Origin of the sequence: Roseovarius sp. MBR-6 (assembly GCF_040547525.1) — a bacterium.
Lineage (GTDB): Bacteria > Pseudomonadota > Alphaproteobacteria > Rhodobacterales > Rhodobacteraceae > Roseovarius.
Map to the genome: position 1 here is coordinate 123,818 of NZ_JBEPPW010000010.1, position 11,961 is coordinate 135,778.

An 11,961-nucleotide genomic window follows, 5' to 3' on the forward strand; every position below is an offset into this window, starting at 1 on the left:
ATCACGCCCCCGGCGGTGGCGGCGGCAGGACGGTGAAAAGCTGCGCCAGTTCGGCCACGTCCTCGGCGCGCTTCCAGCCGTCCTGACCGGCGGTCCAGACATGGGTCTGGCGGGTGAGCGTGCCCTCGGTCACCATGCGCCCGAGACCCGCCTTGGAATAGGGTCCATGGGTCTGGCCGGCTTCGGCGATGTGCCAGACATGCTCGACCGGCGGGGGCGGGGGCGGGGGGGCGGCCTCGGGACGCGCGCCCCATGGCCCCTGCGCCCGGTTCTGTTCGGCCATCTGCTGCGCCATCGCCATGCCCATCCCCATGCCAAGACCCGCGCCGATGCCGCCGCCGCCCGACGGGTTCTTGGCCGCAGCCGTCATCGCCTCGGCGGTGGAATATTGCGTGAACCGGTTCAGGTCGCCCGCGATGCCCATCGAAGTGCGCTTGTCCAGCGCCTCCTCGACGGCGGGGGGCAGGGATATGTTCTCGATGTAGAATTCCGGGATCTCAAGCCCGTATTCCGCGACCACGGCGGTGATGTCGCCCGCCACAAGCTTGCCCAGATCGGCAGTGTTGGCGGCCATGTCGAGCACCGGGATCCCCGAGCCCGCGATGATGCGCGAAAACGCCTGCACGATGATGTTGCGGATCTGGAAACTGATCTCGTCCATGGTGAATTCGCCGTCGGTGCCGACGATCTCGGCCATGAACCGGGCGGGGTCCGAAACGCGCGCGGTGTAGGTGCCGAAGGCGCGGATGCGGGTGGGGCCGAATTCCGGATCGCGCAGCATAATCGGGTTTTTCGTGCCCCATTTCAGATCGGTGAAGCGCGTTGTGGAAACGAAATAGATCTCCGACTTGAAGGGCGAGCGAAACCCGTGATCCCAGTGTTGCAGGCTGGTCATGATCGGCATGTTGTTGGTTTCGAGCATGTAGAGACCGGGGGTAAAGACATCGGCCAGTTGCCCCTCGTGGACGAACACCGCCGCCTGCCCCTCGCGCACGGTGAGCTTGGCACCATACTTGATCTCGTGGCCCTCGCGCTCGAATCGCCACACCATCGTGTCGCGGGTGTCGTCGGTCCAGTGGATCACGTCGATGAACTGGCCGGAGAGGAAATCGAAGATGGGCATGGGAAACTCCTTGGTTGGGCGTCAGACCGGCCCGCCCGCGCGTTCGTCGAGCAGACGGCGCAGGATGGGGCGGGCCTCGTCGGGGGTCATGCCGGGTTTGAGGTCGGGGTGATAGAGAAGCCATAACAACTCCTCGTCGTGGCGGGTGAGCAGGGCGAATTCCTCGTCATCGTTGAAGATCGAGGGCCGCGCGCGGGGGCTGTCATTCGCCAGCCCCAGACCCTGTGCCAGTTCCTCGTGGATGCACGAGGCGCGTGAGAGCGGCGGATGTTCCGCGCGCACCCAGGCGATGGCGAGGTCATAGGAATGGGGATTGCCCTTTTGCGAAAACGCCACGACCAGACAGTGAATGGAGCGGGGCATATCCCGAAAAACGCCAAGCGTGGCGGCGTCGATCTGGGGGGCCAACGCGCGCACGCGGGCCAGCCCGTAGGCGCGGTCATCCTCGCTCATGAAGAGGACGTGAAAATTCGCGCCGCGCGCCTCTGACGTGATCGGGTGGCGCGTCACGCGCGCAATGCGGGCGGCATAGCCGGTCACGGCGGCGCGGTCGGCGGCGCGCTGATCGGGCGGCACGGAGGGGCCGAACTCGACCCCCAGCCGCACCGGCGCGGTCCATTTGCGCAAAGCCCCTGACTGGCCACCCGAGGGGCGGAACCCGGCCCCGGCACGGTATTCGTCAAAGAACACGATGGTTTCGAAATTGCGCATGAGATCGCTGTCGGTCCAGGGCGTGTCCGGCCCGCCGCCATCGCTGCGCAAAAGGCCGCGGCTGAGAAGGTCGCGCTCGATGCGCGCATAATGCGCGGCAAGCGCCTCGCTTGTCTCGGAGGGGGCGGGGGCCGCCGGGCGCGTGGCGGGGGGCGGCGCGGGGGCGGGTGCCGCTGGCGGGGCTGCCATCTCGCAGCCCGCCAGCGCCAGAACCGCCGCGCCCCAGAGCGCCAGCCCGTGCCGTGCCCGCATCCGCATTCAGCCCTTTGGCACGGCGCTGCCGGCATTTTCGCCGACACCGGTCTTGCGCGCCTTGGCCGAGGCGAGCGTGTCGCGCAACTCGGCCTCCATCTTCTTCAACTCCTCCTCGGCGCGGGCGCGCTTGGCCTTGCCTTCGTCGGCAATGGCAAGGCTTTCCTCGATGGTGCCGATCAGGTCGGCATTGGCCTTTTTCACCGCCTCGATGTCGAACACGCCGCGCTCCATCTCCTGACGGATCATCTTGTTGCTTTCGCGCAGGTTCTTGGCGTTGGCGGTCAACAGCTCGTTGGTGAGGTCATTGGCGTCGCGCACCGCCGCCGCCGCCTCTGCCGAGCGCTGGATCGTCACCGCCTGCGCCAGTTGGGTTTCCCAGAGCGGGACGGTGTTGACGAGGGTGGAATTGATTTTCGTCACCAGCGATTTGTCGTTCTCCTGCACCAGCCGGATCGAGGGCAGCGATTGCATGGTCACCTGACGGGTGAGTTTCAGATCATGCACCCGGCGCTCCAGATCGTCGCGCGCCGCCCTCAGATCGCGCAATTCCTGCGCCTTCATCACCTGATCATTCTCGGGCGCGGCCTGAACGGCGGCCTCCTTGGCGGGAATGTCCTTGTCGTCGAGATCCTTCAGCTTGGCCTCGCCCGCCGCGATGTAGAGCGCCAACTCGTCATAGAAGGCCAGCGTCTTTTCATAGAGCAGGTCCAGCGACTTTATATCCTTCAGAAGCGTGTGCTCATGGCTGAGAAGGTCATCGGTGATCTTGTCGATCTGGCCCTGCACCTGCTCGAACTTGGCGGTGAACTTGGCGAAGGGGGCGGCGCGGCCCAAGAGTTTTTCCCACCAGGACCGCTCGCGGCGCACGTCCAACTCGCTGACCGAAAAGCCGCGGATCGTGGTGACGATCCCGCGAAGGCTGTCACCCGCCGGGCCGACATCCTTGTTGCGCACGCCTTGCAGCATGGATTGCGAAATGACCTGCAATTCGGCCTGTGCCGCCGAGCCGAAAGAGACGATGGATTGCGTGTCGCCCATGTCGATCTCCGCCATGCGACGGGTGATCTCGGCGCTTTGCGGCGCATCGGCCTTTTCAAGCGGCACGATGGCATTGGCATCACTGGGCACGGGCAGGATGGCGCGGCTCACGGCCTCGACATCCTTGAGAACGGCCTTGGCCTTTTGGCGGGTGGTCTCTGACATGGCTTTATCCTCTTACGCTAAATCGCGGGCTTCAAGGTGAACGCCCTCACGCTCCAGCCGGTCGCGCAGCACCTCGATCTCGATATCGAGATCGGCGGTGCTGTCGGCCATCAGCGCGCGGGTCTTGGCGGTGAAATTCCGTTCCAGATCGTCGAGCAGGGCAAGGTATTTCTCGCGCGCTTGCGGATTCGGGGCGCGGGCGGCAAGGTCGGCATATTTCACCGTCGCGTCGCGCGCCCCCATGAGGTAGACGCCAAGGAACTTGCGCGCGGCGGTCAGGTCGCGCGGGTCCTCCTCGACCGTGCGCAACATGTCGCGCACCGTCACCTGAAACCCGTCAAGGCGGCGTTCAAGCTGCCGGTCGCCCGCACGCCGCAGCGCGCCCGACATGGATTTCAGATAGTCCTCGGCCTGATCGACCACCCGCGCCACGCGGTCGCTCTGAAAGCTGTCGATCCCCTCGGCCCCCTTGTCGCGCAGTGGATCGAGGCCGAAGGCGAAACTGTGCAGCACCGCGCCCGCGATGGCGTAGATTGCGGGTTCGACGATCCCGCCCTGCGCGGCGAAGGCCGCGACGAAAAGCCCCGCGCCGGTGAGCGCGGAGGCGAAGATCTTGCGCGGGATGGCGGGGCGCTTGGCGATGCGGCGCGCCTCATAGGCCTCTTGCGCCAGAATCCCCTCGCGCGTGAGCCAGGCCGCGAGCAGCAGCAATCCGAGCGCCGAGAGGTTGAGCGCGAGGCCCGTGGCACCGCCCCCAAAAGCACGCACCGCCAGCGGCAGCGGCGCGATGAAGAGCATGTTGACCCGGCCACCCGCCCGCGTGCGCCGCGCGCCGCGATAGCCGCCGCGCGGCGGCTCTTGGCCCTTGGGGCCGCCCGTGGGGCTACCATTCGGACCACCGGGGCTGAACTTGCCGCCGAAACGCTCGGCCATCACACGCCCCCCGTTGCCGCCACGAAGGCGATGAGCGCCACCAGGAGGAAAAACGCCAGTTTCTGTAGCCCCGTGTCGCTCATGTCCCTGCCGCCCCGGCCAAATCCTGTCTGAAACTTAGGGGAAGGGCGCGGGCGGCGCTAGGGGGAACATGACGGCTGTTGTCGCAGCGGAGCTCGGAGGGTGCTGCATATTTCGGGCGACGTGCGTCGGTCAGAGCGGCTTGCGTTGCATACGCGACTTGAGCGCGCTCAGTTGCACCTCGACCGAGTCCCGGCCACCGTTGACAAATTTGCGCGCCTCAAACGAGAAACTGTCCTCGAACTCTGCCATGGAGGTCAGGTAGGCGTCTCGCAGCGCGCGATCCTGCGTGGTGCGGAACTGCGTGGCATATCGGCGGGTCAAGGCGACGATCTCGCCCAGAATATGGCTCAGGTGCTTGCGCAGTTCGCGGTGACGGTCGGGGTCATCTTCCAGCGCGCGGATCATCAGGGCGACGGTCTTGCGGAACCCGTCGATCTGCTCTGCGAGTTGCGGATCGTTCAGCTCGCCGATGCTCTGCCCAAGCTGATCGAGATGATCCGACGCGACGCGGATCAGTTTATGCGCCTCGTGCTGTCGGATGTCGGCGGCGGTCTCCAGCCCCTTGTTGCGCAAGGGGTCGATGCCGAAGGCAAGCATGGCAAGGCCCGATGCCACACAGCCCTGCACGAGCGCGGTGATCACATGAGCCTCGTTATTGAGGAGCATCGCGGTGAAGGTCACACCCAGCAAGACCGATCCGCCCAGCAAAAAAGGCACCTTCGGACGCCTGGCAACGGTCTTTTCCGTATAGGCCTTCTTGAGGTGGAGGCCGAGCGATATCATCGCAAGCGCCCCGCCAAACCCGGCCAGAAGCGCCGCGTTGACCAGGATATCACGCATTTCCGTGCCAAAAAACGCAAAGGCAAGCGGGCAAACCGCGAGAAACATCGAGGACACGGCCGATTGTGTGCGCGGGTTCATGGGAGGACGTTGCCGGGCAGGGGCCGCTTGCAAATAACGTTGAAAAAACATTACTCAGTCTCCTTCCCGACTGTCAGAGAGCGAAGGCTACCACTGCTCCGAACGTCGTGGAGGTCATGGACCACATTCATGCCGAGGAAATCGGAGAGCGGTGCCGGCATCTTGGTTTGCATGCTCTGGAATAACAGCAGGAAGAACAGCAGCGTGAACGACAGGTTGGGTAAAAGCCGGGAGGTGAGCGTTCCATCGCCAACAAGATGATCCACGCTGTCGCGCAGGGATTGAATGGAACTGCGCACGCTGCGTGCGAGAAAAACCAGCGCCACGATAAGGGTGAAGAAACCGATCAATCCCATACGCAAATTCCTGACAAGTGTTGATCCGATCACTCATGTCAGGCGTTTATGGCAATCATGGGACGTTCCCTTGCCAATCTTTGGATTGCGGACACGGGCTTGGGGCCTGCCGCCCACCTCAACCGCGTGTGCCGGTGGCCTTTTTCTTCTCGTCCCGGACCTTTTCCGCCAGATCGCGGGCGATGGCGAAGGCGCCCTTGACGCGGTCGGCCTCGCCCTTCCAGTCGCGGCGCACGACGATCTTGTTGTCGCGGACCTTGGCCAGCCCGCGCTGATCCTGAAGGAACTCGACCAGCCCCTGCGGCGAGGCGAACTTGTCATTGTGAAACTGGATCGTGGCACCCTTGGGACCGCCGTCGAGCTTGGCAATCCCTGCGCGCTTGCACATCGCCTTGATGCGCATGACCAGCATCAGCATGTTGACCTCGCGGGGCAGGGGGCCGAAGCGGTCGATCATCTCGGCGGCAAGCCCCTCAAGCTCGACCTTGGTTTCCAGCCCGCTCAGGCGGCGATAGAGGCCAAGGCGCACGTCGAGATCGGGCACATAGGCCTCGGGGATGAGCACCGGCACGCCAAGGTTGATCTGCGGCGCCCATTGCTCGTCCATCTCGGTTACGGCGGCAATCTCGCCCGAACGGATGCGCGCGATGGTCTCCTCCAGCATGGATTGATACAACTCGAACCCCACATCGCGCATCTGGCCGGATTGCTCCTCGCCCAGAAGATTGCCCGCGCCGCGAATGTCGAGATCCTGAGACGCCAGCGTGAAGCCCGCGCCGAGCGTGTCGAGACTGCCCAGCACGCGCAGGCGCTTTTCTGCCCCCGGCGTCAGCGGCACGCGCGGCTTGGTCGTGAGATACGCATAGGCGCGCGCCTTGGAGCGGCCCACGCGGCCCCGGATCTGGTAAAGCTGCGCCAGCCCGAACATGTCGGCGCGGTGGATGATCATGGTGTTGGCGGTGGGGATGTCGAGGCCCGATTCGACGATGGTCGTGGCGAGAAGCACGTCATATTTGCCGTCGTAGAAATTGTTCATCCGCTGGTCAAGCTCGCCCGCCGCCATCTGGCCATGGGCGACCACGTAGCTCACCTCGGGCACCTGATTTTTCAGGAAATCCTCGATCTCGGGCAGGTCCTTGATACGCGGCACCACGAAAAAGGACTGCCCGCCCCGGTAATGCTCGCGCAGAAGCGCCTCGCGCACGGTGACGGTGTCGAACTCCGACACATAGGTGCGGATCGACAGGCGATCGACGGGCGGCGTGCCGATGATCGAGAGATCCCGCACGCCCGAGAGCGAGAGTTGCAGCGTGCGCGGGATGGGCGTGGCCGTCAGCGTCAGGACATGGATGTCGCTGCGCATTTCCTTCAGCCGCTCCTTGTGGGCGACGCCGAAGCGCTGTTCCTCGTCGATGATGAGCAGGCCGAGATTGTTGAAGCGCACCCCCTTGGCCAGAAGCGCATGTGTGCCCACCACGATATCGGCGCTGCCCTTTGACATCGCCTCGCGGGTGAGGTTGGCATCACGCGTCGACACGAAGCGCGACAGCGCGTGGACCGAGAGGGGAAAGCCGCGGAATCGCTCGGAAAATTCCCTGTAATGCTGGCGCGCAAGCAGCGTGGTGGGCGCGATCACCGCCACCTGGTGCCCGGCCATGGCCGCCGCAAAGGCCGCGCGCATCGCCACCTCGGTCTTGCCGAAACCGACATCGCCACAGATGAGCCGATCCATCGGGCGGCCGCGTTCCAGATCCGAGAGCACGTCCTCGATGGCGCGCAGCTGATCGTCGGTCTCGGTATAGGGGAAGCGGGCGGCGAACGCCTCCCACGCGTGATGTTCGGGGGCGATGACGGGCGCGCGGCGCAATTCGCGCTCGGCGGCGACGCGGATCAGGCGGTCGGCCATCTCGCGGATGCGCGCCTTGAGCTTCGCCTTCTTGGCCTGCCAGGCGCCGCCGCCCAAGCGGTCCAGCAGCCCCTCCTCATGGCCGTAGCGCGAGAGCAGTTCGATATTCTCGACCGGCAGGTAAAGCTTGGAGCTTTCGGCATATTCCAGCACGAGACATTCGTGCGCGGCCCCTGCCGCCGTGACCACCTCGAGCCCCAGATAGCGGCCGATGCCGTGATCGACATGCACCACCAGATCGCCCTGACCGAGCGCCTGCGCCTCGGTCAGGAAATTCTCGGCCCGCCGCTTGCGCTTGGCCCCGCGAATGAGCCGGTCGCCCAGCACGTCCTGTTCACTGATGACCGTGAGGGCGGGGGATTCGAACCCCTGTTCCAGCGGCCAGATCGCCAGATGCAGCCCGTGCTTGCCCACACCCCTTATGCTCGAGACCGAGACCGGCCCGACAAGGTCCTCATCGGACAAAAGCCCCTCGATACGTTCGCGCGCGCCCTGGGAATAGGACGCGATCAAAACCGGCCCCTTGGCCAATTTTGCCTCAACATGGTCTTTCAGAACACTGAAAAGGTTTGTGTTTTCCTGTTGGCGCTCAGGCGCGAAATTACGCCCGATACGCCCGCCGGCATCCACCACCCCCGGCCCGGTGGGGCGCGGCAGCGCCGCGAACTGCACCACCCGGCGCGCGCCGAGTGCTGTGCGCCACCCGCCCTCGTCGAGATAGAGCAGATCAGGCGCGATCGGCTGATAGACCGTGTCGCCGCGCGCTTTCTGCCCGAGCGCATGGCGGCGCGCCTCGTATTGGTCGCTGACCTGCTCCCACCGCGCGGCGCGGGCGGCCTCGGCCTGATCGTCAAGCGTGACGGCCACCTCGGGGAGGTAGTCAAACAGCGTCTCGAGCCGCTCGTGAAAGAAAGGCAGCCAGTGCTCGACGCCTGCCTGCTTGCGCCCCGCGCTCACGGCCTCGTATAGCGGGTCCTCGGCCCCGCCCGCGCCGAACGCGATGCGGTAATTCTGACGAAAGCGGCGGATCGCGGCCTCGTCGAGGATCACTTCGGAAACGGGCGCAAGCTCGACCCGGTCAAGCTTTTGCGTGGTGCGCTGCGTGGCCGCATCGAACCGGCGCACCCCGTCGAGCACATCGCCGAAAAGATCGAGCCGCAGCGGCCCTTCCTCGCCCGGCGGATAGATGTCGATGATCCCGCCGCGCAGCGCGTAATCGCCCGGCTCGGTCACCGTGGGGGCCTGCGCAAATCCCATGCGGACAAGGAAATCGCGCAAGGCTTTTTCGTCGATCCGCTCGCCCACGGTGGCGGCGAAGGCCGCGCCGCGCAGCACCTCGCGGGCAGGCAGGCGTTGCGTGGCCGCGTTGAGCGTGGTCAGCAGCACGAATTGCGGCGGCATCGCGTGGGCCAGCCCCGCCAGCGTCGCCATGCGGGTGGACGAAATCTCGGCATTGGGCGAGATGCGGTCATAGGGCAGGCAATCCCAGCCGGGAAAGCGGATCACCGGCATGTCGGGCGCGAAAAAGCGCAGCGCCTCGGCCATCGCGGCCATGCGCTTGTCGTCGCGCGCGATATGAATGACCGGGCCGTCGGCCTTTTGGGTTTCGGCCAGCACGAGCCGCGCGTCAAAGCCTTCGGGCGCGCCGCCCATGACGATATGGCGCTTGTCTGTCATGCCCTGTCCCCGCTCAGCCCAGAACGCCGATGTTCATGTTCTGATACATGCCCCACATGGCGGTGACGAAAATCGAGATCATGCCGATGATCTGCACCACAAGCCGGTGTTGCCCGAGCCGCGTGATGAGCGCTTCGCCCGCAAGCCCCTGATCGCGGATCGCGCGCGCCGTCCGCACCGAGACGAGCCCGACCAGCGTCAGCGGAAAGCCCAGCATGACCAGCGCCTGCGAGAATTCGTTGTCATAGACAAAGCCCAGAAGCGCCAGACATGTCAGCACGAAGGCCACGAACCCGGCAAGGATCAGCCCCGATTCATGGGCCACGAACAAAAGCCGGTTGGTGTTGATCCGCACCATGTCCTCGAAATCGGCCATTGCCTCGCTGCCCGCGCTGCGGCGGGCGCGCATGGCCATGTCCCAGGGCACGCCGAGCACCCAGTGGCTTGCGCTTGACCAGGTCACCGCAAGCGCGATCCAGAACCACAGGTTGCTGAACGAACGCAGGTCGATGAGTTCGAAAACATTGTCGAGAAAGGTCAAGGCCGCGCCTCAATGGAGTGTATCGCCCGCCGTCATAGCGCCGCCGCGCGGCAATTCCTACCCTTGAGATGGCCGAATTTCCATGCGAGGGAAGATGTTGATCACCAACAGCCCGCGACGAGCCAGCCCATGACCCCATTTCAGGCCGCCTTTCCCGCCACCCGCACCCGCCGCACCCGCATGAGCGGGGCCTTGCGCGCGATGGTGGCGGAAAATGCGCTCTCGCCCGCCGATTTCATTTGGCCTCTCTTCGTGCGCGACGGCGACGGGGTAGAGGAGCCGGTGCCGTCCATGCCGGGCGTCTATCGCCGCTCCATCGACAAGGTGGTGGAGGCCGCGCGCGAAGCCGCGGATCTGGGCATTCCCGCGGTCTGTCTTTTTCCCTTCACCTCGGTCGCCAACCGCACCGCCGATTGCGCCGAGGCGTGGAACCCCGAGAACCTGAGCAATCGCGCCACCCGCGCCATCAAGGCGGCTGTGCCGGGGCTGGCGGTGATGACCGATGTGGCGCTCGATCCCTATTCGGATACCGGCCATGACGGCTATGTGGTGGCGGGCGAGATCGTCAACGATGCCACCGTCGAGGCGCTGGTGAAACAGGCGCTCAGCCAGGCCGAGGCGGGCGTGGATATCATCGGCCCGTCGGACATGATGGACGGCCGCGTGGGGGCCATTCGCGCCGCACTTGAGGGGGCGGGCCATCACAATGTGGCGATCATGGCCTATTCGGCCAAATACGCCTCGGCCTTTTACGGACCGTTCCGAGAGGCCGTGGGGGCGGGCGACGCGCTCAAGGGCGACAAGAAGACCTATCAGATGGACGCCGCCAACTCGGACGAGGCGCTGCGCCTCATCGCGCGCGACCTGAGCGAGGGGGCCGATATGGTGATGGTCAAGCCGGGGATGCCCTATCTCGATATCTGTCGGCGGGCAAAGGAGAAATTCGGCGCGCCGACCTTCGCCTACCAGGTCTCGGGCGAATATGCGATGATCATGGCGGCCGCGCAGAACGGCTGGATCGACGGCGAGCGCGCGATGATGGAAAGCCTCATGTGCTTCAAGCGGGCGGGCTGCGACGGGGTGCTGAGCTATTTCGCGCCCGCCGCCGCGCGCCTCCTGCGCGGCTGACCGGACACGCGGGAACCCGCGCAGGCCCGCAATCCCTAGTGACAGCGCGCGCCGCCCTCCCTATACTGAGTATAGAACCGGCAGGAACAGGCCGGCATATTCTGAGGCAAGGAACGGGCACGGATATGAGCACTCTCACACGACGCGGATTTACCCTTGGCGCGCTGGCGAGCGCGCCGGTTCTGGCGGCCTGCAACAACGGTGTCGGCAGTCCGGGGGCCGCGCGCATCGACGCGCGCGTGAACGCCACGCTGGACCACATGTTTTCAACCTATCCCGGCACGCGCGCGCTGGCCGACAAATCCACCGGGATGCTGGTCATGCCGGTGGTGACGCAGGCCGGGTTCGTGGTCGGCGGCGGGTTCGGGCGCGGGGCGCTGCGGATCAACAACGTGACGGTGGATTACTACTCGGCCACCAAGGGCAGTGTCGGCCTTCAGATTGGCGCACAGCAATTCGCCCACGTTCTGTTCTTCATGACCGAAGAGGCGCTTCAGGGGTTCCGCCGGTCCTCGGGATGGGCGGCGGGGGCCGATATCCAATACGCCTTCAACGATCGGGGCGAGAACCTGCGTGCCGAGACGACGACATCGACCGCGCCGGTCGTGGCGGTGATCTTCGGGCAGGCGGGGCTGATGGCGGGCGTCTCGCTCGAGGGTATGAAATACACCCGCATCATCCCGTGAACGACCGGCTGACACAGGCGCTGAGCGCCATCGACGCCGCCAATGCGCAGGACCCGGACCGCGCCGAGGGCGCGCCCGCAGCCCTGCTTTATGGTCAACGCATGAGCGAGGAACTGGCGCGGCTCTGTCCTGATGCGTCAGAGCCGTTGCAGATCGCCGCGCGCGGGCAGCATATCGAACGCTGGACCTCGCCGCGCGCGGGCTATCCTGAGGGGCGCGCGGGCTATCTGGCATGGCGCACCGATCTCGCCCGGCATCACGCCGCGCGTGTGGCGCAGATCATGGCGGATGCGGGCTATGGACGCGCGGACTGCGCGCGCGCCGCGGCCATGCTGCGCAAGGTGAGAACGGCGGTGCGAAAGTCGGCCACGGTAGCGGCGGGATGAGCCTGCTGCGGGCGGCGTAAAAGTCGGCCACCTTTACCCTTTCTGGTGACA

General features: G+C 65.5%; 11 protein-coding genes. 3 read left to right on the forward strand and 8 right to left on the reverse strand.

All coding sequences use genetic code 11. From position 1 onward, the window contains the following. Position 1: 1 nt before the first annotated feature. From ABIE57_RS13470 to ABIE57_RS13505, 8 genes are all read right to left on the reverse strand, one after another. On the reverse strand, positions 2-1,123 hold the full coding sequence (locus tag ABIE57_RS13470; RefSeq protein ID WP_354539548.1) for an SPFH domain-containing protein: 1,122 nt from the start codon (positions 1,121-1,123) through the stop codon (positions 2-4). Positions 1,124-1,144: 21 nt separating this feature from the next. Beyond that, a complete protein-coding gene (locus ABIE57_RS13475; RefSeq protein WP_454283742.1) occupies positions 1,145-2,092 on the reverse strand; it encodes a DUF2927 domain-containing protein in 948 nt (315 codons plus the stop codon). Then, positions 2,093-3,292 (reverse strand): toxic anion resistance protein, encoded by a 1,200-nt coding sequence (locus tag ABIE57_RS13480; RefSeq protein ID WP_354539550.1) that lies wholly within the window; start codon positions 3,290-3,292, stop codon positions 2,093-2,095. It abuts the gene before it with no gap. A 12-nt stretch (positions 3,293-3,304) separates the two neighbouring features. Further along, positions 3,305-4,225: a 5-bromo-4-chloroindolyl phosphate hydrolysis family protein gene (locus ABIE57_RS13485; RefSeq protein ID WP_354539551.1), complete on the reverse strand. Its 921-nt coding sequence runs from the start codon at positions 4,223-4,225 to the stop codon at positions 3,305-3,307. Positions 4,226-4,438: 213 nt separating this feature from the next. Continuing rightward, on the reverse strand, positions 4,439-5,230 hold the full coding sequence (locus tag ABIE57_RS13490; RefSeq protein WP_354539552.1) for a 5-bromo-4-chloroindolyl phosphate hydrolysis family protein: 792 nt from the start codon (positions 5,228-5,230) through the stop codon (positions 4,439-4,441). Between the two features lie 50 nt (positions 5,231-5,280). Next, complete coding sequence (locus tag ABIE57_RS13495) at positions 5,281-5,586, reverse strand: hypothetical protein (protein WP_354539553.1); 306 nt, start codon at positions 5,584-5,586, stop codon at positions 5,281-5,283. Between the two features lie 118 nt (positions 5,587-5,704). Further along, on the reverse strand, positions 5,705-9,169 hold the full coding sequence (mfd, locus tag ABIE57_RS13500) for a transcription-repair coupling factor (RefSeq protein WP_354539554.1): 3,465 nt from the start codon (positions 9,167-9,169) through the stop codon (positions 5,705-5,707). Positions 9,170-9,182: 13 nt separating this feature from the next. Further along, complete coding sequence (locus tag ABIE57_RS13505; RefSeq protein ID WP_354539555.1) at positions 9,183-9,710, reverse strand: component of SufBCD complex; 528 nt, start codon at positions 9,708-9,710, stop codon at positions 9,183-9,185. A gap of 129 nt (positions 9,711-9,839) precedes the next feature. Between ABIE57_RS13505 and hemB the strand changes: the two genes are divergently transcribed. From hemB to ABIE57_RS13520, 3 genes are all read left to right on the forward strand, one after another. Next, entirely contained in the window at positions 9,840-10,838 is a 999-nt protein-coding gene (gene hemB, locus ABIE57_RS13510) for a porphobilinogen synthase (protein ID WP_354539556.1), read from the forward strand. Positions 10,839-10,963: 125 nt separating this feature from the next. Continuing rightward, positions 10,964-11,524 (forward strand): lipid-binding SYLF domain-containing protein, encoded by a 561-nt coding sequence (locus tag ABIE57_RS13515; protein WP_354539557.1) that lies wholly within the window; start codon positions 10,964-10,966, stop codon positions 11,522-11,524. After that, positions 11,521-11,910: a DUF4202 domain-containing protein gene (locus ABIE57_RS13520; RefSeq protein WP_454283741.1), complete on the forward strand. Its 390-nt coding sequence runs from the start codon at positions 11,521-11,523 to the stop codon at positions 11,908-11,910. The genes ABIE57_RS13515 and ABIE57_RS13520 overlap by 4 nt, the downstream gene beginning before the upstream one ends. Positions 11,911-11,961: the final 51 nt, after the last annotated feature.